This window comes from Shimia abyssi (genome assembly GCF_003014475.1).
In the GTDB taxonomy this organism is placed as follows: domain Bacteria; phylum Pseudomonadota; class Alphaproteobacteria; order Rhodobacterales; family Rhodobacteraceae; genus Shimia; species Shimia abyssi.
Window position 1 is genome coordinate 41,085 of sequence record NZ_PYGJ01000020.1, and the last position, 26,002, is coordinate 67,086.

A 26,002-nucleotide genomic window follows, 5' to 3' on the forward strand; every position below is an offset into this window, starting at 1 on the left:
TTCAACTCTCGGCCACAGGTGACATAGGCGCTACGGCCCGCACCTGATCGCCATATTCGCCACCATGCTCCAGCACATCCCGCACATCGCGCACCGCATCATCATGCCCGCCAAGCGCAACGTAATCCGCGCGCGAGACTGTGAACTCCAGCGGGGCGACAATCGCAGGTGTGGGCACATAGCCAAAGGCATTGTCCGGCATCTGCGTTACATCCGCCATCAACGTGATCCCACCGCCGGGCCAGACATAGGCCTCAGCACCGCCCACCGTCACCCTGGTGCCGCGCTCCTGCACCGACCGCGTGAGCTTGACCGGGTTTCTGGTCACGCCCGATCGCAACGATCCACCTGCCCCCCCCATGAATAACACTGTGCACAGCGCCGGTTCACAATTCTCGGCAATCAGGTCTACAGACGGTTTCAGCACCTCGGGCAGCGGGTGCGGCTGGGGCACCAGGTCATCGTCCAGCACGTAATAGCCAAACTGTTCGCCTGTCGTGGACACCATCAAAAGGCTCAGCCCCGGTTTGGCGCCCTTCTTGGGCAGCCAATCGCCCAAAATCGTCAGCGGATCTTGGATATCCGTACCGCCCCAGCCAAGCCCCGGCTCAGCCACCTGAAAATACCGCCCCGGAGTCGAGCGCCGCCCCTTGATACGAATGCCCGTATCCGGCCAGCCCAGCACCTTGCCCGCCTGATGCTCACTCACGACGCCAGTGATGTGGTCATCCACCACAACCACCTCGTCAACCAAACCCTGCCATTGGCTGGCAAACATGCCAATCGTGGCCGAGCCACAACCGACCCGCATCCGTTCTTCGCGATGCCCGTCCACGATCGGCGCCTGACCCGCCTGGACAACTACACATGCGCCCTCATCCACGTTCAGCTCCACCGCCTCGCGGTTCAGCAACCGCAACAGCGCGTCACAGGTCACGCGCCCTTCGGCCTTAGACCCGCCGGTCAGGTGATCAACCCCGCCAAGCGACATCATCTGCGAGCCATATTCGCTTGTCACCATCAACCCCACGGCCTCGCCCTGATGGCGCACCACCGCGCCCTCATGGCCGAGATGGCGATCAGTGTCGATCTTGATCTTGACCCCGCAGTAACTGAAAATCGCCTCCGTTACGACGGTCACAAAATCCGCGCCATCCACCTCGCGGCTCACCAGAAACGGCGCGGGTTTATAATCGGGATAGGTCGTGCCCGACCCCACCGCCGTGACAAACAGATCATCGCTCGAAAGCTTGCCATCCCATTCGTTTTTGAGAAAGGGGCGCACCTCTTTGCCTTGCGCAATGGTCTTATCCAGCACCGTCAGCGGATCACAGCGCACGATCCGCCCGCCCTCGTTGGCATATCGATCACAGGCCCCGATTTTGCCCTCAGCAATGTAACACATCACCGGACACGCATCGCAGCGGATCTTTTCTTCGCGGACGCGTTTCTCAACCATCGCTCTGTGCCTCCCTTATCGCCGCCAACACCCGATCAGGGCGGGCGGGCAACTGCTCGATCCGTGCACCACTAGCGTGGCGAATGGCGTTCAAAATCGCGGGCGCCGTGGGGATCAACACATGTTCACCCAACCCCTTGGCGCCAAACGGCCCTTCGGGGTCCGGCTTTTCAATCAGGATCGAGCGGATTTCAGGCATGTCGCCAATGGTCGGGATCAGATAATCGTGCAGATTGTCCGTGCGCCCCGGAATATATTCTTCCATTAACGCCAGCCCCAATCCTTGCGCAATCCCGCCCTCGATCTGCCCTTCGGCCAAGAGCGGGTTGATCACGCGGCCCAGATCATGCGCCGCCTCAACGCGCAACACTCTGACCGAGCCAAGGCGCATATCCACCTCAACCTCAACCAACTGCGCACCATAGCCGTAAACCGCATAGGGCGTGCCCTGCCCGTTCTCATCCAATGCGCTTGTCGGCGGATCGTAGCTCTCCTCCGCCATCAACACATATCCGTGCGCAACCTCGTCCAACTCATCCAGCACAATTCGCGCCTGTTGTGTGCCATCGCTGACCAAAATCAAACCCGGCTCAATCCCAATCGCCGCCGCGTTGCCCATATTTGTCATCGCCAATATCTGCGCCCTCAGCGCCTGTCCGGCGAGCAGCGCGGCGTTGCCTGTCACCACAGTCTGGCGACTGGCCGAGGTCTTGCCGCAATCCGGCGTCACGCCAGTATCCGCATCGATCAGCTCAAACAGATGCACGGGCAGACCCAGCGCATCCGCCGCGATCTGCGTGATCACCGTATTGGCCCCCTGCCCGATATCCATCGCGCCCTGATGCAGGCGCAACTTGCCCTGTGCCGTCACGCCAATCCGAATGGTTGACGGATTGGGCAAAGCCGTATTGCCACAGCCATACCAGCAACTGGCCACACCCAGCCCACGTTTCACATCGTCACTTTGCGCATTAAACGCCGCCACTGCCGCCAGCCCCTCAGCCCACAAGGGCGACAACGCATCAAGGCATTCGGCAATCCCAACGCCCTGTAAAACCTGCCCGCAAACGGATGCATCCCCATCGCTCAGTGCATTCAGGCGGCGAAAGGCAAGCCGATCCATGCCAACCGCTTCGGCCAGCTCATCAAACAAAGTCTCTTGCAAAATTGCGGCCTGCGGCACGCCAAAGCCGCGAAATGCCCCTGATACCGGCCCATGCGTGTGCACCGCGCGCGCCTCTGCGCGGTAATCCCGCACCAGATACGGCCCCGAGGCATGCACTGGCACCCGCACCGCCACGGTTGGACCCCAGCTGGAATAGGCGCCTGTGTTGAAATCCCCGTCAAACCACATGCCGCGCAACCGCCCATCCGCATCCGCGCCAATCTGCGCGGACATCACCGATGGATGCCGTTTGGTGGTCGACGCCATGCTCTCGCGCCGGGAATAGACCATGCGCGCCGGTTGCCCGGTCTTAAGCGTAACCAGCCCCAGCAAAGGTTGCAGCGACACGTCCAGCTTGGACCCAAACCCGCCCCCCGTGGCCGCTGGCCGGATCCGCACACGTTCCTTGGACAGCCCCAGCACTCGCGCCGTGTCGTCCCGATCCATGATCGGCGCTTGGGTGCAGGCGCGAATGTTGAGCACATCGCCCTCCATCCAGCTCGTCCCGGCCTCGGGTTCGATATAAGCGTGCTCGACGTAACCAGTGCGCATCTCGCGGCTGACCACATGGGCCGCCGCCTCCAGCGCTTGCAGCGGCGCGCCCCGTTTCACATGGCCCTTGATCAGGATATTGCCCGCTCGGTCGGAATGTACCAACGCGCTGTCCTCGGCACGGGCGGCGTGTATATCCTCAAGTGCTGGCAATGCCTCCCAAGTGATTGGGAATTCGGCCAGATCCAGCGCCTCAACCACCTCAGGCACACCCGCGACCAAGGCCACCGCCTCGCCGCGCATCCGCGCTACGGTTTCTGCCAGGGCTGGCTGGTCGGCAAAAGCCGGGATCACGCTAAAACTGTTCTCGCCGGGTATGTCGGCGGCCGTGAACACATGAACACCCTGCACTTCGGCCCATCCCGACAGTTCGCCAAACACAAAACCTGCATGAGCAAATGGTGACCGCACCGCGCGCACCAAAAGTGCCCCCTCTGGCGCATCATCAGCTCCGTAAAGCTCAGTCCCGACCACTTTGGGCACCCCGTCAAGCCGCTCAACCCGCGCGCCCACAGCCTCGCCATTCCATGGCTCCGGCCCCGCTCCCTGTCCGGCCACATCCAAAACCGCATCGACAATCTTGGTATAGCCCGTGCAGCGGCACAAAACGCCGCCCAATGCGTCCTCAACCTCGGCCCGGCTGGGCGCGGGCGTCTGACGGATCAGCGCCGTCGCGGCCACCAACATGCCCGGTGTGCAAATCCCGCATTGCGCCGCCCCATGGCGCAGAAATGCCCGCTGCAACGCATCCGGCCCCGGTTTGGCCAGCGCCTCCACTGTCTCAATATGACGACCTGCCACATGCACCACCGGTGTCAGACAGGCGCACACCGCCTCGCCCTCCACCAGAACTGTGCAGGCCCCGCAATCACCCGCGTCACAGCCTACCTTAGTGCCGATCAACCCCAGATCCTCGCGCAACACATCCGACAACCGACGCCCCGGTACAACGTCAACCCGATACGACGAGCCGTTTACACTCAACTCAAGCCCCACGCCGTCTTTCATGCCGCGCCCTCCGCCAAATCCCGCAACGCGCGGCGCACCAGCTCTCCTGCTGCGTCAGCGCGGTAAACATCACTGCCGCGCACATCAGAAATCGGGGCCAAGGCATGCGCCACCAACCCATCACTTACGGTTGCCGCGACCAGGGGAACTCCAACCAGCGCCGCCTCAACCTCGCCCAATCGCCGCGCTACCGGACTGCACGCGCCCACGGCTATCGCCGCCTCACGGATCACGCCGCCATCACTCAAGACACGCGCCGCAACCATCGCGATCGAAATCACAAGATATTTGCGTGCACCCAATTTTCGAAAGACACTGCGCCCCGCTGACGACTCACGCGGCACATGAACTGCGACCACCATTTCGCCCGGTTCCAACGCCGTCTGGCGCACACCCGTCAAAAAATCGTGCATAGCAAGGACACGCACGCCCCGCTTCGAGGCCACCTCGACCGTCGCATCCAATGCCAAAAGCGCCGGTACCCCATCCGCCGCCGGCGACGCATTGCACAGATTGCCGCCAATCGTTCCGGCATTCTGTATCTGTACCGACCCCACTTCGCGCGCAGCAGCCACCAGCATGTCAAACCCAGTTGGCAAGCCCGCACGCACGATATCGCTCCATGTGGTCGCCGCACCAAAGCGCCAGCCCACATCGCTTTCGCTTATGCCGCGCATTCCGACAATGTCAGTAATATCCAACACCGGCCCGCTCAGAGCTTGGGCTTCGGTCGCCGGAAACAGATCCGTACAGCCCGCCGCAATTGTCACGTCCTGTTTGGCCAGAACGTCCAATGCGTCTTTCAGGTTGCAGGGACGGTGATATATCCCCATTCTGCCGTCTCCTTCCCTGCCCGTTTGGGTTGGTCAAGATTGTTTGTACGCAAACGGATTTTGCGGCAGCTTTTTCAAGCTGTCAACAAAAGCCGTCTCCTCGAAAGGATGCCATGCGCATGGCTTCGGACAAAGACTATGTTCTGGACGATCAGGTCGGCTTTCTCATGCGCCGTGCAACCCAGCGCCACCTTGGTATCTTTGGTAGCCAGATCACGGATCTGACCCCCACCCAATTTGCAGCACTCGCCAAGCTTTGCGAAATTGGCGAAGTTTCGCAAAACGCGCTGGGCCGCGCCACGGCGATGGATGCCGCCACGATCAAGGGAGTCGTCGACCGTCTGCGCAAAAAGGGTTTCATCAGCGATGCGCCCGACCCCACCGACCAGCGCCGCCTGCTGCTTAAACCCACGGCCTCCGCTTGGGAAAACTACGACGCGCTTGTCGGCGCGGCCCATCAGATCTCTAGCGACACACTCGACCCCCTGACCGAAGGCGAACAGGCCATCTTTCTGATGCTTCTCAGGAAATTGATCTAACCAAAAACCACACTTACGTAATACCGACGCAATACCGACGTAAAACCGACGTTGCATTTTGCGTCTTTCAGGCGACGTTCAGACCCCAACATATCGCTCGACAATGCTGTGATCCGCGCGGATCACATCTGCCGACACGGTCTCCAGGTTGCGCCCGTTTTCGATAAAGGCCACCCGGTCCGCAACCGACAAAACCGCATCCACGCGTTGTTCCACCAACAGAATGGCAACACCACGCGCGCGCATAACTGTAATTACTTGTCGGATCGCTTCGATCATCGATGGCTGCAACCCCTCTGTCGGCTCATCCAACAACAACACACTGGGCTCAAGGCATAAGGCGCGCGCCGTGGCCAGCATCTGTTGCTCGCCCCCCGAAAGGGTCTGCGCGCGCTGTGACCAACGCTCCCTAAGTCTTGGGAAAAGCTCAAGAACTCCGTCCAGAACTACGGCTCCAGATCCCTTGACCATCAGGCCAATTTCCAGATTCTGCGCCACCGTCAGTTCGGAAAACAGGCGGCGCCCCTGCGGCACATACCCAATACCAGCACCCGGTACCTTGTGCGGCGCCATTTCCGACAGTATCTGACCATCCAATACCACCTGCCCGGACATCAGCGGTAACAAACCCATGATCGCCTTCATGGTGGTCGTCTTGCCCGCGCCGTTACGCCCCAACAGGCACAGAATTTCGCCCGCCCGAACGTCCAGCGAGAAATTCCTTAATACCTGAGCTTTACCATAGCCCACATCAAGTGATTTCAGCTCCAGCATCACACCGTCCCCAGATAAGCGGCCTGAACGGCGGCATTGGCGCGAATATCTTGCGGTGTGCCCTCGGCCAACACTTGACCAAAATCGAGAACGGTAATGAAATCAGCCAGTTCCATGACAACGTTCATATTGTGCTCGATCAACAGAATGGTGGTCGAATTAGCCAAATCTCGGATCAATGCCTTGAAATCGCTGATCTCACTATCGGCCAATCCCTGTGTTGGCTCATCCAAAATGAGCAATTTTGGCGCCTGCGCCAACCCCATGGCAATCTCCAGCAAACGCTGGTGGCCATAGCTCAAATCAGCCGCGTTCTGCTCCATCCGATCGGCCAACCCTACCTTGCCAAGTGCCTCGGTGACCACTTGCGCCACCATTGCCCCTTTGACCCTGCGCCGCGCTGCAAGAGCAACGTTCTCTGCCACAGAGAGGTTGCCAAAAACGGATGTAATCTGGAATGTATATGCCAACCCCAAACCTATCCGCTTGTGCGCAGGCAGAACGGAAATATCGCGGCCTTCAAACATCACTACGCCAGAACTTAGTTCAACACGACCGCATAACATACTGACAAAAGTAGTTTTTCCAGCTCCATTAGGTCCGATCAGCGCTCGAATTTGCCCTTCTGGCAGGTCAAAATCCACATCATTTACCGCCGTAAGCCCAGCAAAATGTTTACTCAACCCACGGGTAGACAACAGGCTCATGGTAGCCACCGCCAAACCCGCTTTCGCAGCTCACCAACAAAACCCTGAGGCGCGAACAGGGTCAGCGCCACCAGCGTCACACCCGCAATCAGCATATAAGCGGACGTGATGCCAGAGCTGAGGTCGATCAGGTAGAACATGAACAACGTGCCCACAAACGGCCCCAGCACCGTACCCGCTCCGCCAAGCAACACCCAAAGAAGCGGGAAGATAGAGTATTGAACAGAGGCAAAACTGGCGCCAACATATCCGAACAAAAGCCCGTAACTCGCTCCAGCAAAAGCAGAAATCACACCCGACAGCACAACTGCGGCTAACTTGTGCAAAAACACGTCATAGCCCAGCATCCGCGCCCGCTCTTCGTTTTCCCGAATGGCAATCAGCACCTTGCCGAACGGTGTCTGAACCAGCTTCAACGTCACCAAAAGGCTGACGCCAAAGATCACGAGGGCGGCGAAATAGCGGTTCGTCGGGTCGGAGAGATCAATCCCCCACATCACCCGCTCGGCCTGTTGAATAACAAACCCTTCATCGCCACGGGTGTATTCTCCAAAGTACAGCACCGTCAGATATCCGGCCTGCGCAAACATCAGCGTCACGATCATAAATGCCACGCCCTCAGTACGCAGGGCCAAGAGCCCCAACGCCAGCGCAACCAGCCCGCCAACCAACAACCCAACCAGTAACGCTGAAAAGGGCGGCAACCCGAATTGGTTCACCACCAGTCCCATACCATACATGCCAGCGGCAAAAAATAAGGCATGGCCGAGACTTAACAGACCCGTATAGCCAAATAGAATGTTGAATCCGATGGCATAAGACGCCAGAACCATTATCCGAGCGATGTTTCCGTGGTGATAGGCAGGCAAGACAAATTGCAGCACAAACAGCACCGCCAGCAATCCAAGATGCAGGCCTAGGGACTTCGTTGATATACTCATGCGCGGCGCGCTCCGAACAGGCCTTGCGGACGAAACACCAGCACAAGCGCCACCAATAGCGTGGCGAGGATCTTGGCCAATGTCGGCGAGAAGAACACCGAGATGACCCCGTCCGACAGCCCGATCAGTACCGCCGCCAGAACGGTACCTGGCAGGCTCCCAAGCCCGCCGATGATCACCACGATAAACGAGAGCAGCAAGGGATCATGTCCCATTAGATAATGCGCCTGCTGGATCGGCACGATCAGCACTGCCGCCAGCGCCGCTAACCCAGCTCCAAGGCCAAAGACCAACGCATAGACCTTTTCTACCGGGATACCAAAGGCAAGCGCCATCTCTCGGTCCAATTGTGTCGCGCGCATCACAAGACCTATCTTGGTCCGCGCCATCAAAACCCAAACGCCAATCAACACAGCCACCGCCGCGCCAATCACACCCAACTTGTAACTGGTCGTGCTCAATCCCCACGGCCAATACATCTGCGGTCGTCCATCTGAAAATTCAAACCATGGCAGGGCCAGCCGCGTGTTGAATGGCGCTTCAACCGGACGTGCTTCGGGACCATAAGTCATCAGCGTAACCTGCTGAATAATATAAAGAATACCGATTGTCGCAACGATGGTCCGCTCCGGATCATAGTCGATGCGTTTCAGAATGGTGACATCGACCAACACAGCGACAGCGCCAACCAGCAGCGGCACAAACACAATCGCGAGCGCAAACCCGATCGCCGGATTCCCACCGACAAGCCCGGCAATCCACCACGCCAGCACAGCGCCTAGCATGAAGAATTCGCCATGCGCCACATTCACAACACGCATCACACCAAAGACCAACGACAGACCAACTGCCGTAAGCGCCAGCACGGCAGCCGTGACCGCGCCTTCAAGCGATGCGAGCATCAAATAGGGTCCGAATTCCATATTTGCGCTTGCCTCAAAATATTATATTTCAATAGGTTAACCGGCCAAGGTAATCCTTGGCCGGGGCCGTGTTCACAGTGATTGAGTGGTGTAGTCAACCTCATCCGGATACAATGTGTCCTCGATCGACGTGGTGTGCACCAGTAGCAGCTTTCCGTCAGTCACCTTGGTGATGTACTGATGCCCAAATACCTGGTGAGTTTTGCCATTAAACAGCTTGGCCCCCTGAGGGTGCGCCTGAGAATGGGGCATGTCGGTCATCGCCTCGACCGCTTCAATCAGCTTGGCCCGGTCGCCAGTGCCCTGATATCCAGCGCTCTCCATGCCCGCCTTGACCACGTGCAGTGTTTCCCAGCAGCCAAACATGTGCGCATAGGTCGACACGTCCTTGGGGTCGCTGACTGACGCGCCATTGGCGTCCACACCCACACGCTCGCGAAAGAATGCATCATGCTCTGATTGATCCGCTTGCGCATAACGCGGATTGCCCTCCCAGAAATAGGTTCCATCAAGGAATTCAAGCCCCGGAGAGCCAATATCCACAGCTTCGAGACTGTCGATAAACCCAAACATTTCAGGACGGTTCGGCCCAAAGAACTCGCCCAACTCCTTGACGAATGTCAGTACAGCAGGCCCCACCATCACATGATAAATCACCTCGGTATCACGCGGGATTTTCGGGAAATACTTGGTAAAGGACGTCTCGGTTGGTGGAATGGCAATATGCTCCAGCACTTCGCCACCCTGCGCCTCAATCGCGGCGGTGAAGTAATCGCGATGATCATGGCCAAACGCGAAATCCGGAAAGATCATCGTGACCTTCTTGCCCAGATTGCTGGCCACAAACGGAGCCATCGCCTGCACCTGGCTTTTCACATCCGTAATGCCCGGCTGCAACGTGTAGCGATTGAGCATCCCGCTGGCCACATGGTGCCCCTCAGACACTACAAAATAAGGAAGTTTCAGCTCGCCCGCGCGTGGCGCGGATCCGATAACAACGTGGCTGAACAACGTGCCGAACCCGATATCGCAATTATGCTGGTTGGCGAATTTTTCGACCACCTCAGCGCCGCGTTTCGGATCAGTTCCGTCATCCTCCGCGATAATTTCGACGGGGCGGCCATTGATACCACCGTTTTCGTTGATCAGCTCGGCCGCCGCGGTGGTGGTACGGTCATACCAGCGCCCATAGGCCGCGCCGATGCCGGTGCGGTGCACCTGAAAACCAACGCGGATCGGTTCCGCGCTCTGTGCGCTGGCATAGCGCGCCCAAAGCGGCAAGCTAGTCGCTGCGGCGGCGCCAGTGGCCCCCAAAGCGAGAGTCTTTAACGCATCGCGACGCGTTGGTTTATGAAGTTTTTTCATGGATTTGGTCATCGAAATTTCCCTCTGTCGGTAGCTGTCTTCGGACCGTTTTCCGGCTTTCTTTGTACTTGTTAGAGTGCAAATGAACCGGCCTTCTGTCTAGAGGGATGGTCTTTTTTCAAAAACCACGCGGGGATGCAAGTAGCCAAAGTCCAAAAAAAGTATATAAAATCATGAACATGGCAAGTGGTGCCTGCGAAAGCGCCGCTCGGCGTGTTTCGCCAAAATGTCGCACGGCGAGGCCATGCGCCAGCATAACAGCCAGAATATGGCCCAAAACAACGCTACCGGCTTGGGTTAACCAGATGAGGCGCACACTGTCCTGAGAGTTGAAGAATCCGGTGGTTACATAAAAAGTTCCGAGGCCCAAATAATCCGCCCCGGTTGCCATCGGATCCGTGGCCGCCGCCAGCGCATATTGCGCGTCAACAAGGAAGCTCGTGTAGTAGTGAGCAAAGTGATAGGCGAGCGCGATCGGCAATAAAGTGGGTGCAAAATGGCAAAATGCGTCATTCAATGTCATCGACGTGCGCGCCAGTTTCAAACCTAACCAAATCATCGCGCAATATGCTGATATCAAAGCAACATTTGCAACAGCGAGCCCGCTCATATTCTGAACAATGACGGCAGAGCGGCCGGGATACTCCAACGGATTGATCCCGATCACATCCAGCCACCAAAAAGTTTCATTCAGCCCGTCAAAGCTGCCACTGCCCAGCATGACCAGTACAAAAACAGCCAGCCAAAAAGCCGGCTTTTTCCCGGAAAACACTTGCCAGCCGGGGAACCCAAAATGCAGCCGTCCTCGACGCCGCGCAAAAAGTCCGAGCCGGGCGTAAAGAGTCAGGAACACCGTAAACGCCTCGCCGCGGCGCATCCAACGCGGTCCAAAAACCAGCGCTGCCACAAAGGTTGTCATCCAATACCAGATCACATAGCGCGCCAGACGGGCCGGGTCTGCGGGGGCTGGATCTGCGAGCAAAATGCTGACAAATAAAAGAAAAACAAATACAGACAGGCAATGCCCCATTGAACTTGGCAATCGCATTAAGGGCTCTATTTTCAAAATCTTACGCGTAAAAGCTAGTGGTCCGGACCATGGGTTCACCCAATACCACGCATTGCCCAGCACACCCTGCAAGATAACAAAGGCTACCCAGAACAGGGTCCATATTGTCAATGGCAACGGGTTAGCCAACGGGTCGCGCGGCCCCGTCAGACCCAAGTGCACCAGCCACATCAGAAACAGAAAGGACAATCCACTGCTAAACAGATGCAGCCTTGAACGCTTGATCCACCAGAGCGGTTTTGCATGGAAAACCAGTGGCAATGCGTGATCCGGCAAGACCGCAAGGAACACCACTGTTAGAGCCACGCTTGCCGCACCCGCAAAAATGTAGACATCCGTCGGTAGCAGCAACACAAACCCGCCCTCAGACGCGTGTGCAACCGCCAAATCCGGGTGCATGATGACCAAAACGATCAGCATCAGCTTGAACCAGATATCGCGATGCGAGACACTCATGACCGCAGCTTATACCCGTGGAGTACCCAGATGACAGGCCGAAACCTATTGAAAATCGCCCTGTTGGTGGTGGTTCTTCTAGCATGTGGTTTTTGGCTGTTCCAGCCGCGTCAAACCCACGGTATTCTGCTGTCCAATGCCACGGCGGCCGCGCTCAGTGAAGCGCCGAATTCTGCGGCGGTGTTTGTGAAAATCGAGAACACCGCCGCGCCGGACCGCTTGCTCCAAGCATCGACACCAGATGCGGACAATGCAAGTCTTTCCGAACAAATTCATGGACTTGCAATACCCTCTTCAAGCGCCCCGTCGCTGGCCCCGGATGGGGTGTTCCTGCGTCTCACTGGATTGCGTGGACCATTGGAGGACGGGCGCGCTTTGCCGATTACTCTGGTTTTTGAAAACGCGGGCGAAGTGACAACGCGCGCCCGGATCATCGCCCCTAAGTCTTCTGGGGAGGCGTCAAAATTTGGACTGTTTGGGATAGGTGACATCTGTCGCGTGGGCGAAGGAGAGCCAGCGCCGCACATTTCCGTTGCCGTCATTCCAAATGGTGACGGTTGGTATATTTCGATCCAATCTGATCAGTTCGAGTTCACCCCGAACCTTGTCGATGGCCCACATGTTCCAGGAACCGGGCATGGGCATCTTTACCTTAACGGATTGAAAATGCAGCGCCTTTACCAATCAACCGCCCAGATCGGCGCCCTGCCGCAAGGTGAACACGAGGTGCGCGTGACGCTCAACACAAATGATCACCGTGCATATGTCGTGGGCGACGATCCCGTGACGGCATCGGTGCGATTCGTTGTCGAATAGCCTCTAAATATCGCTTCATTGACAGAATCTCCGACACAACACATCATTCGTATACAAACAAGTTTTTCGGTTGGAGCCGTGCATGTCACACCCCACTCGTACAGGAAACCGCACCGTTGTCGGCGTAGACGTCGGGGGCACGTTCACCGATCTGGTGGCGCTGGATCAGGACAGCGGACAGGTGCAACTGGCCAAGGTGCCAAGCACGCTCGACAATCAGGCGTTTGGCGTTCTGGGCGCGCTTGAGGCGGCAGAATGCGACCTCGCGGCGCTGGATCTGATCGTGCATGGCACGACAACCACAACCAACGCCGTGCTGGAACGCAAATTGGCGCGCACTGGGTTGATCACGACACACGGGTTTCGCGATGTGCTGGAATTGGGCCGTCGCACCCGCCCGCAGCCATATGGCATGAAAGGAACGTTCACCCCCCTGATCCCCCGCGATCTGCGCCTGGAAATCCCCGAGCGTATGGACAGCAACGGTGCGGTGGTAACGCCACTTGATGAACAGTCAGTGCATGACGCCGGTCAGGCGCTGCTGAAGATGGGCTGTGAATCCATCGTGGTGCATTTCCTGCACGCATATGCAAACCCAGAACACGAACGCCGCGCGGCTGATATCCTGCGCAGCTTCTGGCCCAATGCACATATCACCACCGGTCATTCCCTGCTTTCGGAAAGCCGCGAATTTGAACGTGGTGTGACCGCTGCGGCCAATGCCGCCGTACAGCCTCTGTTGGATCGCTATATTACCCGTTTGGTCGCAGAGCTGAGTGACAAAGGGTACAATGGCGACGTTCTGGTGATGAATGGCAATGGCGGCATGGTCAGTTCGGCCCATGTCGCGCAAGAGGCGGCCAAGACTGTCATGTCGGGCCCCGCCTCTGGCGTGATGGCCGCAGCCTATACCGGGCGCATGGCCGGGCATGACAACCTGATCACCTATGACATGGGCGGCACCTCGACCGACGTGGCCCTGATCCGCGAAGCGCAACCCTCTGTCTCGAACGAGATCGAGGTCGAATATGCCATGCCAATCCACGTGCCCATGGTGGATGTGCGCACCGTGGGCGCCGGGGGCGGTTCAATCGCGCGGGTCACACCGGCGGGCCTGTTGGAGGTTGGCCCAGAAAGCGCTGGCGCAACGCCGGGGCCGATTTGTTACGGGCTGGGCGGCCAAGAGCCGACCATCTCGGACGCAAACCTGTTGATGGGCCGTCTTGATCCCTCGCGTCTGAATGCGGTCAAGGGTGGCGTCTCGCTTGACGATGTGACCGGGGTTTTTGCGGAAAAACTCGGCCAGCCCCTCGGCCTGTCCGCCACAGACGCGGCCGAGGCCGTCATCCGAATTGCCAATACCAAGATGGCAGGTGCGATCCGCATGGTGTCAATCTCGCTGGGCGCCGACCCACGGGATTTTGCACTGTTTGCCTTTGGCGGTGCGGGCCCGTTGCACGCCTGCGCTTTGGCGCGCGAACTGTCGATACCGCGCGTTCTGATCCCGGTGCGTCCCGGCATCACCAATGCAGTGGGCTGTGTCGTGGCGGATCTGCGTCATGATTTTGTGCGCACAATCAACACGCCCCTGGATGCGCTGGACGCCAGCCATTTACACGCCGTGTTTCAGGAACAGATCCGCGATGGAGAGGCGTTGATTGCCAATGAATCCATCAATATCGACGAAATCCGCCATCTCTATTCTGTGGACATGCAGTTTATCGGCCAGACCCACCTGTTACGGGTTCCGCTTGAAACACCGAACATTGGCCTGAACCAGCTTCAAACCCTGTTCGAGCGCGCATATTTCGACCGGTTTCATGTAGAGCTCGACAATATCCGCGCCAATGTGGTGAACGTAAACTGCTCGGTCATTGGCGCGCGGCCACCGCTGGACCTGTCCTCATTGATTGACCCATCTGGGCGGCGCGCCACGCTGGAGGATGCGCGTATTGGCGAACGCGACGTTTATTTCGAAAATGGTTGGCGGCGCACCCCGATCTATCAGCGCGAGCATATTCCACAGGCGTTCTCCCTCGCTGGGCCAGCCATCATTCAACAGATGGACACAACCGTTCTGATCGAGCCGGGCGACCTTGCCACCGGCGACAGTGGCGGCAACATCATCGTCGAGATCGGAGGCGCGGCATGACCCTTGATCCCATCACACTCAGCGTGATCCAATCCGGCCTGCAACAGGTCTGCGACGAGATGGATCTCAGTTTTTCCCGTGCTGCCTTTTCACCCGTGATTGCAGAGGCCAATGACCGCTCCGACGGGATATATGCTGCCGATGACGGCGCACTCATCGCTCAAGGGGCCGGTGGGTTGCCGGTTTTTGTCGGCACAATGCAGTATTCCACGCGTACCCTGATTAAGATGATCGCCGCTGGCAAAGCTGCTCCGCCCAAACCCGGTGATATTTATATCGTGAACGATCCCTACCTCGGAGGCACACATCTGATGGACGTGCGCTTTGCACGCCCCTTTTATCGCAACGGTGAACTCTTTTGCTGGTTGTCCAATACCGGGCACTGGCCCGACACAGGCGGCGCAGTGCCCGGCGGCTTTTCGGCCTCGGCCACGGCAGTGGAGCAAGAGGGCTTGCGCTTACCGCCAGTGCGCCTGTTCAAAGAAGGCGTGCTGGACCATGAAATCTTTGCCATCATCTCCTCCAACATCCGTGTCGCGGATCAGCGGATTGGCGATGTCAAAGCCCAGGCCGCTGCACTTTTGGTCGGAGAAAAGCGTCTGAATGCGCTGATGGATCGATACGGCGACGACGTGGTGCGCGAAGCGATTGCCGAGTTACGCACCCGCGCCGCCCAGCAAATGCGCAGCTTTATCAACGGCATCCCCGATGGTGACTATCCCGCCACTGCGTGGATCGACAGCGACGGCGTGGTCAACGACCCATTGAAGATCTGCCTCAATGTTCGGAAATCCGGCGATGCGCTGACCTTTGATTTCGCAGGCTCGAGCCCACCCTGTATGGGGCCCATGAACTCGGTGCGCGCCACGACCTATAGTTCTGTCTATCTGGCCATGCGCCATATATTCCCTGAGGTACCGATGAGTGCTGGCGCATTTGAGCCGCTGCTCATCACCAATATCGAGGATACGTTTCTGGACGCGCGTTATCCTCGCCCGGTGTCGGGCTGTGCTGCCGAGGTTTCCCAACGCATCGCCGAAGCGGTCTTTGCCGCGTTGGTGCCTGCCCTGCCCGACCGCGTCACCGCTGCCCCGGCTGGCACCAGCGGCAACTTTGCACTTGGCGGGCATGATCCGGCACGCGGGCGGGATTTTGTGATGTACCAGATTTCCGGAGGCGGCTATGGCGGCAATAGCGATCACGACGGGCTGTCCAACGGTTGTTCGACAATCGGTATCTCCAAGGCCCCACCTATCGAAATCATGGAACAGGCATTTCCGGTGCTGTATCACCGCTATGCCTTGCACGAAGGATCGGGCGGCGCGGGAATGCATCGCGGCGGATTTGGTCTTGATTACGAGGTTGAACTGCGCCAAGGCCATGCCAAGGCCAGCTTTGTGATGGATCACGGGCGTTTCGGCCCCCAAGGGGTTTTGGGTGGCGGCGATGGAGGCACAAACAAGGTCACAGTTTATCGCGACGGCGCGCCCTATACGCCCGAACACCTGTCCAAGGAACAGGATATCCCCTTGGCGGCCGGAGATCGCGTGCACGTGCGCACGCCCGGCGGTGGTGGCTATGGCAACCCGTTCAAACGTCCGGCCGAAGCGGTGCTGGAGGACGTACGCCTTGGTCGTTATTCCCATAAACAGGCCCGCGACATGTTCGGAGTCGCGTTGTCAGGCGAACCACTCGCGATAGATCTGAACACGACAGAACAGTTGCGCAACGGTCATTGAACCAAAAATATATAACAGAGATTTACTCAGAACCTTTTGCAACTGTAGTCTGACGACATCCAACAGCATGTCCTGCTCAGCGGATTGGCGCGGCTCTGCATAGCGATTTGCATTGCGCGCCGCGATCCCTTCCCGACATTCAATCGAGGCCGCGAAAGATGATTTCATCCGACTATTGCCGCGTCATGGCGCGCTATAATGATTGGCAAAATACCTCACTCGTCACTGCCGCCGACGAACTAAGTGATGCCGCCCGCTGGCAGAATCGCGGCGCGTTCTTTGGCTCAATCGCGGAAACGTTCAACCATCTCTACTGGGCGGATGCGCTAATGCTCGCACGGATCTTGGGCAATGAGCGCCCACAAGACAGCATCACGCACTCGCTGGCTAAACCCAAGAAGTGGAATGAATTTAAGATCTTACGCCTCGAACGCAATGTGGAAGTTCAGAACTGGGCAGATGGGTTGTCGGATCAGGATCTGACAGGCTCCACCGCTTGGATTCCACCGGGTGGCACAAAGCGGGTGCAAATGCCCACCGCGCTTTGCGCCGTTCAGTTGTTTAACCATCAAACGCACCATCGCGGCCAGATCCATGCCATGCTTACAGCCGCGGGCGTAGAACCCAAACCTACAGACCTTTCCGCAATGCCCTAACATAGAGCTGTCAACAAAAAAGGCCCCGCAGTGTCCGCGGGGCCTCATCATGAACCGTCCAATCGGCTTACATTTTGCAATCACCCGCATAGGCATCGGCGTGATCGCTCAGGCCGGTGGCGATGATCTTATTGGTAAAGACATCGCCCTCCTGAATGACTTCGCGCACATAGATGTCCTGAATCGGGTGGTGATTGTCGCCAAAAGCAAAATCGCCGCGAACCGAGTCAAACTCTGCCGCTTTGAGCGCTGCGCGGAACGCGTCTGCATCACTGACATCGGCCTTGTCCATGGCGGACATCAACAGGTTCGCCGTGTCAAACCCCTGACTTGCATAGAGCGACGGCAACCGGCCGTATTCGGCGCTAAAGCTTTCGACAAAGGCGTTGTTGGCCGCATTGTCGATGTCTTTGTTCCATTGGCTAGTGTTTTTCACACCCAACGCCGCCGCGCCGACGGCTTGCAGGATCCCCTGATCAAAGCTGAAGGCGGGGCCAACCACCGGTAGGTCAACACCGCTATCGGCATATTGCTTGAGGAACGAAATCCCCATGCCGCCGGGCAGAAAAAAGAACACGCTATCGGCACCACTGGCCCGGATCTGCGCAATCTCAGCCGCGTAATCGGTCTGGCCCAGCTTGGTGTAAACTTCACCGGCCAGATCGCCTTTGAAGAACCGTTTATATCCGGTCAGCGCGTCCTTGCCTGCCGGATAGTTCGGAGCGAGGATAAAGCTGTTCTTGAAGCCTGTATCCGACGCATAGGCCCCTGCTGCTTCGTGCAGGTTGTCGTTCTGCCATGCCACATTGAAATAATTCGCATGACATCCCTTGCCCGCCAGCGCGCTGGGTCCGGCATTGGGCGAGAGGTAAAATTTACCCTGTGCCGTCGCCGCTGGCACAACCGCCATGGCAAGGTTCGACCAGATGATCCCGGTCAGAACGTCCACTTTTTCAGATTGGATCATCTTGTCGGCCAATTGTACCGCCACGTCCGGCTTGCGCTGATCGTCCTCGATCACCACCTCCAGATCGTCACGTCCGGCCTGCTTGACCGCCAGCATGAACCCGTCGCGCACGTCAATGCCCAAACCGGCACCGCCACCGGACAATGTCGTGATCATGCCAACTTTAACCTCGGCCTGCGCAGCAGCTGCAAGCCCGGCCATCATTGCCGCGGCTGTCAATGTTCTTAGCTTCATTCCCTAACTCCCTGATTGTTTTGCCAAGACTGTGATCAAATGCACGGCCCAAAGCAAGCCTGGAAAGTCAGCACGATGTCAGATCAAAAGTGTGAGCCAGTGGATCTAGGCCACAACCAACCGCATTACCGTATCAAGATTGAACTCTAACCGCTCTTGCAGCGCTTCTTTGCTCATAAACTCGCGCTCAAACAAAATCGCCCCAGTGAACCGGTTCGTCAAATAGTAGTACCCGATGGCAGCAATCGTGATGTTGAGTTGAACCGGATCGATCCCCTTGCGGAACACACCGTCTTTTTCGCCGCGTTTCAAAATACCGCCAACAAGATCGGTGAATTTTCGGCTGGCATCCACCAACCGGTCGGATTCGGCGATGTGTCGCGCCTGATGCAGGTTTTCCGAATTTACCAGACGGATAAATGCAGGATTCTCCAGATAGTAGTTCCAAGTGAATCTCACCAGCGTTTTTAGCGCTTCATCCGGTGCCAGATGCTCAAGCTCTAGCGAAAGTTCGGCACCACGGATATCCAGATAGGCCTCTTCCAGAACCACTTTGAACAACTCTTCTTTGTTTCCAAAGTAGTGATAGATCATGCGTTTGTTTGCCTTGGCTTTTTCCGCGATCTCGTCCACGCGGGCACCACCTAGACCAAGCCGGGCAAATTCGCCTTTGGCAGCGTCAAGGATTCGCGCCTTGGTCGCATTCGCGTCGCGTACACCCTTCTTTGTTTCCACCATCCGGTCTTTCCTTCTTGTCTCGATGCCTTGCCGCTCGATGTATCGAGCAAAGCCCGTCGTGCAGATTTAACGCAATATAGCAGGCTTGACAAAAAGGGAAATTATTAAGTAACTAACTAGTGCGTTACTTGCTGAGTCGAATGCGGTGGAGTGGTTTCACCCGTTATCCCGGCTTCAGCGAATACCTAAACGGGAGGAAATCTATGTCGTTCATCAAGAAGTTCATCGAACAGGAAAAGGTCAATCGTCGTGACTTGCTACTCGCCTCAGCCTATGGTCTGGGCGGTGTCGCCGCGACCGGTCTTTTGGGAACTGGAATGGCACGCGCGGCAATCGCAGACCCAACAGTTGCATGGTCTTACCGCAACCGCACAAACCCTTATTGGAACGAGATTGTCGGCGGTGGCGAAGCCTTTGTCGAAAGCCTTGGCAAGCCAAAGGACTTCCTGACCCACCTGATCAACGAAGGGTCGTCGGAAAAATCGCTGGCGGACGTTAAGGCGCTGTTGTCGAAAACCAATGGCGATCTGGCTCTGGCCATCGACACCAACGATGCACCAAACGCGCGTCCCGTTGTCGAAGCTTGTGCCGCCGCCGGTGCTTATGTCTCTACATTGTGGAACAAGACAGACGACTTGCACCCATGGGACTTTGGCGACAATTATGTCAGCCATATGAGCTGGTCCGATGAAGGCCCCGCCGAACAAACCGCACGCATTCTGCTCGAAGCGATTGGTGGAAAAGGTGGCGTTGTTCATCTTGGCGGAATTGCGTCGAACAACCCGGCGATCGAACGTCTGAACGGCCTGAAAAACGCGCTCAAGAACTATCCTGATGTCGAATTGCTCGATGCGCAGCCCGCTGATTGGGATACGCAAAAAGCCGCACAGGTCATGGCTGGTTTCATCACCCGCTATGGTGACGAGATCAAAGGTGTGCACTGCGCCAACGACACCATCGGCTACGGCGTTCTCGAAGCGTTGCGCGCCGAAGGCATGGATATTCCGATCGTCACTTATGACGGCAACCCGCAAGCTGTTGAACTGGTTGCTCAGGAACGCATTCTGGCGACCGTATTCACCAACCCACACTGGGGTGGCGGTATCACGGCGGCGCTGGCCTATCACGCGGCCACTGGTGCATTCAAACCATCTGACGAGCCACACGCACATCGCGAGTTCTACGGCCCGACAATCTTTGTGACTCCACAAGATGCCAAGGAGTTCAAGGCGAACTACCTCGACAACGTGCCGACCTACGACTGGAGCGATCACTGGGGGCCATCCAACGGCCAGATCAAGTACCAGTAACGGGACAGCGGCGACGGGACAGCCCCGTCGCCGCACCACGCACAATTACCAAAACGTTGACCGAACACTTAAAGACCACGCGCCGCGCCGTCAGAACACTCTTCTGGCGCTGAAATCTTGCGCTCTGCCTTCTGGTCGCAAACGTGTTCATGAGGAGATCGAGAATGGCTGACGTAACGGCTGATCCAGCCCAGTCCAAACGCCTATTCCCCCGAGAGCGCATTATCCAGTGGGCACCCCTTCTGGTGCTTTTCGTGCTACTTCTACTGTTTCCGTTCTTCGAATGGCTCGAAGATTTCCGGGAAGCCAAAGACCACATATATTTGTTGGATTCGCGCTTTTTCTCGATCCGAAACGCTGCCCGGATCGCCATGTCCTCGGCCCCTGCTCTTATGGTGGCGGTTGGTGTGACCTTTATCATCATCATGGGCTCTATTGACCTGTCGATGGAGGGCACAGTCTCGGTTTGCGCGGTTATTTTTGCCTTTGCTTTCATCGCATGGGGCGGAACGATCCTCAGCTGGGCATGGCTGGCCATTCCGGTGGCCATGCTGGTCGGTGCGGCGATGGGGTTTGTGAACGGCATTGTGCATGTCAAGCTCAAGATCCCGTCCTTTATGGCCTCGTTGGCCATGGGCTTTGTCGGCACCGGTCTGGCACTGTTGCTGACAGGCGGCGACCGTATCCGTGTCGAAGACCCGATCTTCCGCTCATTGCTGACCGAACGTTGGTTCAACTTTCCAGTGATGTGTTATGTCGCGCTGGCGTTTCTATTGATCGCCTGGTTCATCCAGTCACGCACCACCCTGGGCCGCAACTTTTACGCCGTTGGCGGTGGCGAGGAACTCGCGCATGCCTCTGGTCTCAACGTCGAGCGTGTCCGCATCATGGGCTTTACACTCGCCGGTGTCTTCTTTGCGGTGGGTGCTTTGCTTGCCGTAGGCCGCATCGGCATCGCGGAAACCGCGACTGGCAACAATTTCATGTTCGTCTCGATCACGGCCGTTGTGGTCGGTGGCACCGCGCTCTGGGGCGGTATCGGCGGCGTGTGGAACACGCTGGTGGGAGTTTTGATCGTGAACGTGATCAACAACGGCATGGTTGTGATCGGCCTGCCCGGTTGGGTTCAGGACGGCACGCTGGGCTTGCTGGTTATCGCCGCTGTGGTCATGTCGACCGACCGTCAATCCGTCAGTTTTGTGAAATAAGAGGTCGAGATGTACGAACTACGCGCAGTCGATAAAACGTTCCCCGGCGTGCATGCGCTCAAGGCCGTGGATTTCAAAGTGAACCGAGGCGAGATCGTTGGCCTCGTTGGCGAAAACGGTGCTGGCAAATCGACCCTGATGAAAGTCATATATGGGGCGTATCAGCCCGACGGTGGCAATATCACAATCGATGGCACTACTGTCCGCTTTCAAAACCCGCGCCAGGCGATGGACCACGGCATTGGCATGGTCTTTCAGGAGCAATCGCTAATCCTCAACCTCACAGTCATGGAAAACATCTTCCTTGGCTATGAGCAACAGTTTGTCAGCTTTGGTGTGATCAACTGGAAAAAGATGGCCGATGCCGCCCGCCACCAGCTCAAGAAGGTCAAGCTCGACATTGACCCCTCGACCATCACGTCCGAGCTGTCCTTTGCACAGCGTCAGCTGGTCGAACTGGCCAAGGTGCTGACACTGGAAGAGCGTGTGGACGGTGATCTGGTGATCCTGCTCGACGAACCTACCTCGGTTCTGGCCAAGGAAGAGGTGGAGCTGTTGTTCTCGCTGGTGCGCGAACTGACCAACCGCGCCTCCTTTATCTTTGTCAGCCACCGCATGGACGAGGTGCTGGACCTTTCTGATCGGATCTACGTGATGAAAGACGGCGAAGTCGTCGATGTGGTCAATCATGACGAAGCCAAGGTCGAGGCGATCCAGCACAAGATGGTCGGTCGCGACGTCGACAAGGAATACTACCGCGAGCAAAAACAACTCCCCTATGGGGATGAGGTTGTGGTGTCATTCGACAATGTCAGCATGGGACGCAGCTTCAAGGATATCTCTTTCGACTTGCGACGCGGAGAAGTTCTCTGTCTGGTCGGCACCGAGGGATCAGGCCGCGAAGCGATCCTGCGAACGGTATTTGGTTTGGATACACCTACAACCGGGACCGTGTCGATCAAGGGCAAGCAAGTAACCAAGTTCACCGCCCAGAACGGCGTCAGCTCGGGCATTGGCTATATCCCGCGCGAACGCAAGATCGAAGGCATCGTCGCCGGCATGAGCGTGTATGAAAACATGACGCTCAGTCAGATGGGTAATTACTCCACCGGGGGCGTCCTGCGCACTGGCGAAGAAAAAGCCTTGGCCCGTGACTGGATCGACCGTTTGGCGATCAAGACACCCGACGTCTACAAGGATTGCGGCGGCCTCTCTGGGGGCAACCAGCAAAAGGTTGTTCTGGCCAAATGGCGCTCTGGTGGCTCCGACATCATCTTGCTTGATCACCCCACGCGGGGCTTGGATATCGGCGCCAAAGAAGACGTATACGAAATGGTCCGCGAAATGTCCGCCGACGGGGCCGGGATCATCCTTGTTGCTGATACACTGGAAGAGGCCATTGGCCTGTCCCACACGATCCTCGTGCTCAAAGACGGGGAATTCCAGAAACGTTTCGATGGATCACCGGGTGACAAACCGTCGCTCTTTGATCTCGTGCATTACATGATCTGAGGCCTCCCAATGGATATGGAAAAAATCAAACCCTACCTGCCCTGGATCACGCTGATAACGCTGGTCCTCCTTGTAGGCATCGCCAACCCTTCGTTCTTTAACCCGGCAGGCATGGTCGGCCTTGTGGCTGACATCGTGCCTCTGTTCATCATGGCACTGGGCATGACCTTTGCCATCTATATCGGCGGCATCGACCTGTCGGTGCAGCAAATGGCCAACCTTGTGACCGTGGTAGCCACTGTGTTCCTTGCCCCGCTCGGCATGGGTGTTGCCGTAGTCTGTATCGTTGTCGGTTTCGGCTTTGGCGCGCTGTCGGGATATATCACCACACGCCTCTTTGTACCGTCCTTTGTCTCGACCCTCGCCATGGGTTTTGTCGCGCTCTCGGGCGCGAAATACCTCTCGGGCGAACGTGCCTTGTCGATGGACGCCACCTTGCGCGACGAAAGCTTTGGCTGGATGTTTGCCACCACCGCTGGCATCCCAAACGAGCTGATCATTGCGGGTTTGTTGCTGTTTCTCGCATGGTTTCTGCAACGCCGCACTACCTTTGGCCGCGCGCTCAAGGCAGTGGGCTCTGGCGAACTCGCCGCTGTGGCCTCCGGCCTCAATGTTGACCGCATCAAGATCCTCGCCTTTGCCATCTCCGGCATGTTTGCGGCGATTGCCGGGCTGATGTTCTCCGTCAAGCTCTCTGGTGGGGACGCAAACCTTGCCAATGGTTTCCTACTGTTGGCCATCGTCGCGGTTCTGGTCGGTGGCACGCCCCTTACGGGTGGTGTGGGTGGTGTAATCAACACCCTGATCGGCACGTTGATCGTTGTCGTGATCCGCTCCGCAATGGTCTACCTCGAGATTGACGCAACCCAACAGCAAATGGTGTTTGGCGTCGTCCTGATCGCCGCGATTGCGCTAACCATCGACCGCTCGAAGCTCCGGGGTATCGTAAAATGACCAGAACAATGCGCGCCGCCATGCTGGTTGAACCCGGTCGCTTTGAAATACAGGACGTCCCACGTCCTGTGCCCGGCCCCGGCGAGGCCCTGATCCGCATCACACGCACCGGTATCTGTGGTACCGACATGCATATCTTCCACGGCCACTACGCCGCAGAAAACCTACCCATGATCCCGGGACACGAGTTCACTGGCACCGTCTGTGAGCTTGGCCCCGGCGCAACCGGATTGACCTGTGGGCAACCGGTAGTCGTGGATATGAATATCGGCTGCCAACGCTGTTACTGGTGCCGCCGCAACGAAGTCTTGAACTGCCCGGAGATGCAGCAGATCGGGATCACCATGGATGGCGCCTTTGCCGAATATATCGCTGTCCCTGCCCGCCTTGTCATCCCCGCACCGGCCGATATGGCCGCCGAAATACTGGCCCTGACCGAACCGCTGGCCTGTGTCGTGCGCGCCGCGCGCAAAGCCAACATCACCTTTGGCCAATCAGTCGTCGTGATTGGCGCGGGGCCAATCGGCAACCTGCATGTCCAACTGTTGCGCACCATCGGTGCCGCCCCAATCATCGTCGCTGATCTCAGTGCGGATCGTGTCGAGATGGCGCTGGCTTCCGGTGCCGACATCGGCGTCAGCGATCCGGCGAAGATAGAGCAAGCCGTGCTAGACGCCACTGACGGGCGCGGCGCGGATGTGGTGATCGAAAGCGTCGGCCACCCCGGTCTGTACGAACAGGCCACAAAGCTCATGCGCAAAGGCGGGCACCTCGCGGCCTTTGGCCTGACCGCGCCCAACGAAACCCTGTCACTCGACATACTGACCACCATTCTTGAGGAAAACTCCATCAAGGGCTCGGTCGCAGGTATGGGCGAAGACATGCACGACGCACTGACGTTGCTGCGCCACGGCCGTATCGACACAACCTTCTTTACCGGCGCCGATTACGCGCTCGACGACATCCAATCCGCGTTTGACAGCTTTCTTGAGCGCCCAAAGGACCTCAAAACTCAAATCATTCTCTGAGGGAGAAACAAATATGGCTAAAATTCTGATCATCTATGACAGCGAAAGTGATCGAAAGTTCACATCAACGGCAGTTCCTTATGTCAAGGAAGGCGTTGAGTCAGTTTCCGGTATGGAAATTCGCGTCAAACATGTTGACGAAGCCGAAACCGAAGACGTGTTTTGGGCCGATGGAATTGCGATCGGATGCCCGACACACCTGGGTGGTGTGAGCTGGAAAATGAAAAAGTGGTGGGATGATCGCACCCCGGACATCTGGTTCAAAACCGACGGAAAATTTGCTGTTCCCTTCACCTCTGCCGGAAGCCTTGGTGGCGGCGGTGAACTGGCTTGCATGGCCATGTCCGTCATGATGATGAACATGGGGTATTTCGTCTTTGGCATCACCGATTATGTCGCCAAAAAAGAAAGCCTGCATTACGGCGCAGTTGTTGCTGGCGAGCCGCGCGCAGAACACGCCAAAGAGGCGTGCCGCCGTGCCGGGCGCCGTCTGGCAGAATGGGTTGGATACTACATGGAGGGTCGCAAAGACTTGCACCCGCTAGAGGCAAAATACACACGTTTCTGGGAGCTTGCAGACTAATGAGCAAAGCAAGATTGTTGGTCGAACTCGACGTTATTCCGGATCAGGCAGACGCATTTGTCGCAATGTTCCTTTCTGAATTTGTCTCGCGGTCCCGGACCGAAGATGGATGTGAACAATACGAACTTTGGCGAGACCCGGCAAACCCGGCAAAGATGACTATCATCGAAGTCTGGCGTGATCAGGCTGCGCTTGATGTGCACCTGTCACAATCTTGGTTTGGCGATTGGGCTCCTAAAATGGAAGCGATGCAAGCCACCCCGCTTGTCGTGCGTGCTTTGGCCTCGGTCGAGGACTGATCTCAGAGTCTTTCG

The 26,002-nt window shown here is 57.4% G+C and carries 23 protein-coding genes; 12 read left to right on the top strand and 11 right to left on the bottom strand.

Annotated features, from left to right (window positions below; genetic code table 11):
• Position 1: 1 nt before the first annotated feature.
• Genes CLV88_RS20465 through CLV88_RS20475 form a run of 3 tightly spaced genes read right to left on the bottom strand, consistent with a single transcriptional unit; the run spans position 2 to position 5,017 of the window.
• Positions 2-1,459, bottom strand: coding sequence for a 6-hydroxynicotinate reductase (locus tag CLV88_RS20465; RefSeq protein WP_106610268.1), 1,458 nt, complete (start codon positions 1,457-1,459; stop codon positions 2-4).
• Positions 1,452-4,184 (bottom strand): molybdopterin-dependent oxidoreductase, encoded by a 2,733-nt coding sequence (locus CLV88_RS20470; RefSeq protein ID WP_106610269.1) that lies wholly within the window; start codon positions 4,182-4,184, stop codon positions 1,452-1,454. Before CLV88_RS20470 ends, CLV88_RS20465 begins: the two co-directional genes overlap by 8 nt.
• Positions 4,181-5,017, bottom strand: coding sequence for an FAD binding domain-containing protein (locus CLV88_RS20475; RefSeq protein WP_106610270.1), 837 nt, complete (start codon positions 5,015-5,017; stop codon positions 4,181-4,183). Before CLV88_RS20475 ends, CLV88_RS20470 begins: the two co-directional genes overlap by 4 nt.
• Positions 5,018-5,136: 119 nt before the next feature.
• On the opposite strand from CLV88_RS20475, the gene CLV88_RS20480 reads away from it, so the two are divergent.
• Complete coding sequence (locus CLV88_RS20480) at positions 5,137-5,556, top strand: MarR family winged helix-turn-helix transcriptional regulator (RefSeq protein ID WP_243403749.1); 420 nt, start codon at positions 5,137-5,139, stop codon at positions 5,554-5,556.
• Between the two features lie 78 nt (positions 5,557-5,634).
• Here the strand turns inward: CLV88_RS20480 and CLV88_RS20485 are convergent, their stop codons facing one another.
• The 6 genes from CLV88_RS20485 to CLV88_RS20510 form a co-directional block, all read right to left on the bottom strand.
• Positions 5,635-6,330 carry an ABC transporter ATP-binding protein gene (locus tag CLV88_RS20485; protein WP_106610272.1) on the bottom strand — a complete coding sequence of 232 codons (696 nt, stop codon included), beginning with the start codon at positions 6,328-6,330 and terminating at the stop codon, positions 5,635-5,637.
• A complete protein-coding gene (locus CLV88_RS20490; protein ID WP_106610273.1) occupies positions 6,330-7,037 on the bottom strand; it encodes an ABC transporter ATP-binding protein in 708 nt (235 codons plus the stop codon). Before CLV88_RS20490 ends, CLV88_RS20485 begins: the two co-directional genes overlap by 1 nt.
• A complete protein-coding gene (locus tag CLV88_RS20495; protein ID WP_106610274.1) occupies positions 7,034-7,978 on the bottom strand; it encodes a branched-chain amino acid ABC transporter permease in 945 nt (314 codons plus the stop codon). The genes CLV88_RS20490 and CLV88_RS20495 overlap by 4 nt, the downstream gene beginning before the upstream one ends.
• The gene (locus tag CLV88_RS20500; protein ID WP_106610275.1) at positions 7,975-8,901 is read right to left on the bottom strand and encodes a branched-chain amino acid ABC transporter permease; all 927 of its coding nucleotides are present in this window, start codon (positions 8,899-8,901) and stop codon (positions 7,975-7,977) included. The genes CLV88_RS20495 and CLV88_RS20500 overlap by 4 nt, the downstream gene beginning before the upstream one ends.
• Positions 8,902-8,973: 72 nt before the next feature.
• A complete protein-coding gene (locus tag CLV88_RS20505) occupies positions 8,974-10,266 on the bottom strand; it encodes an ABC transporter substrate-binding protein (protein ID WP_106610301.1) in 1,293 nt (430 codons plus the stop codon).
• Positions 10,267-10,384: 118 nt separating this feature from the next.
• On the bottom strand, positions 10,385-11,791 hold the full coding sequence (locus tag CLV88_RS20510) for a hypothetical protein (protein ID WP_243403750.1): 1,407 nt from the start codon (positions 11,789-11,791) through the stop codon (positions 10,385-10,387).
• 30 nt (positions 11,792-11,821) lie between these two features.
• Here CLV88_RS20510 and CLV88_RS20515 point away from each other — a divergent pair, with 30 nt between their 5' ends.
• The 4 genes from CLV88_RS20515 (at position 11,822) to CLV88_RS20530 (ending at position 17,154) form a co-directional block, all read left to right on the top strand.
• Complete coding sequence (locus CLV88_RS20515; protein ID WP_165798963.1) at positions 11,822-12,607, top strand: copper chaperone PCu(A)C; 786 nt, start codon at positions 11,822-11,824, stop codon at positions 12,605-12,607.
• Between the two features lie 82 nt (positions 12,608-12,689).
• Positions 12,690-14,759: a hydantoinase/oxoprolinase family protein gene (locus tag CLV88_RS20520; protein WP_106610278.1), complete on the top strand. Its 2,070-nt coding sequence runs from the start codon at positions 12,690-12,692 to the stop codon at positions 14,757-14,759.
• Entirely contained in the window at positions 14,756-16,498 is a 1,743-nt protein-coding gene (locus CLV88_RS20525; protein WP_106610279.1) for a hydantoinase B/oxoprolinase family protein, read from the top strand. The genes CLV88_RS20520 and CLV88_RS20525 overlap by 4 nt, the downstream gene beginning before the upstream one ends.
• Before the next feature lie 158 nt (positions 16,499-16,656).
• Complete coding sequence (locus CLV88_RS20530; protein ID WP_106610280.1) at positions 16,657-17,154, top strand: DinB family protein; 498 nt, start codon at positions 16,657-16,659, stop codon at positions 17,152-17,154.
• Positions 17,155-17,221: 67 nt separating this feature from the next.
• On the opposite strand, the gene CLV88_RS20535 is transcribed toward CLV88_RS20530, so the two are convergent.
• Both CLV88_RS20535 and CLV88_RS20540 read right to left on the bottom strand, forming a co-directional pair.
• Positions 17,222-18,355 carry an ABC transporter substrate-binding protein gene (locus tag CLV88_RS20535; protein WP_106610281.1) on the bottom strand — a complete coding sequence of 378 codons (1,134 nt, stop codon included), beginning with the start codon at positions 18,353-18,355 and terminating at the stop codon, positions 17,222-17,224.
• Between the two features lie 105 nt (positions 18,356-18,460).
• Positions 18,461-19,093 carry a TetR family transcriptional regulator gene (locus CLV88_RS20540; protein WP_106610282.1) on the bottom strand — a complete coding sequence of 211 codons (633 nt, stop codon included), beginning with the start codon at positions 19,091-19,093 and terminating at the stop codon, positions 18,461-18,463.
• Positions 19,094-19,296: 203 nt separating this feature from the next.
• Here CLV88_RS20540 and CLV88_RS20545 point away from each other — a divergent pair, with 203 nt between their 5' ends.
• The 7 genes from CLV88_RS20545 to CLV88_RS20575 all read left to right on the top strand — a co-directional run bounded on the left by CLV88_RS20545 (position 19,297) and on the right by CLV88_RS20575 (position 25,987).
• On the top strand, positions 19,297-20,403 hold the full coding sequence (locus CLV88_RS20545; protein ID WP_106610283.1) for a sugar ABC transporter substrate-binding protein: 1,107 nt from the start codon (positions 19,297-19,299) through the stop codon (positions 20,401-20,403).
• 164 nt (positions 20,404-20,567) lie between these two features.
• Positions 20,568-21,611, top strand: a complete 1,044-nt coding sequence (locus CLV88_RS20550) for an ABC transporter permease (RefSeq protein ID WP_106610284.1) — start codon at positions 20,568-20,570, stop codon at positions 21,609-21,611.
• Between the two features lie 9 nt (positions 21,612-21,620).
• A complete protein-coding gene (locus CLV88_RS20555; RefSeq protein ID WP_106610285.1) occupies positions 21,621-23,123 on the top strand; it encodes a sugar ABC transporter ATP-binding protein in 1,503 nt (500 codons plus the stop codon).
• Positions 23,124-23,132: 9 nt separating this feature from the next.
• Positions 23,133-24,077 (top strand): ABC transporter permease, encoded by a 945-nt coding sequence (locus CLV88_RS20560; protein ID WP_106610286.1) that lies wholly within the window; start codon positions 23,133-23,135, stop codon positions 24,075-24,077.
• Positions 24,074-25,105, top strand: a complete 1,032-nt coding sequence (locus tag CLV88_RS20565) for a zinc-dependent alcohol dehydrogenase (RefSeq protein WP_207797116.1) — start codon at positions 24,074-24,076, stop codon at positions 25,103-25,105. Before CLV88_RS20560 ends, CLV88_RS20565 begins: the two co-directional genes overlap by 4 nt.
• Positions 25,106-25,118: 13 nt before the next feature.
• Positions 25,119-25,688 (top strand): flavodoxin family protein, encoded by a 570-nt coding sequence (locus tag CLV88_RS20570; protein WP_106610288.1) that lies wholly within the window; start codon positions 25,119-25,121, stop codon positions 25,686-25,688.
• A complete protein-coding gene (locus tag CLV88_RS20575) occupies positions 25,688-25,987 on the top strand; it encodes a putative quinol monooxygenase (protein ID WP_165798964.1) in 300 nt (99 codons plus the stop codon). Before CLV88_RS20570 ends, CLV88_RS20575 begins: the two co-directional genes overlap by 1 nt.
• The last annotated feature ends 15 nt before the right edge of the window (positions 25,988-26,002 follow it).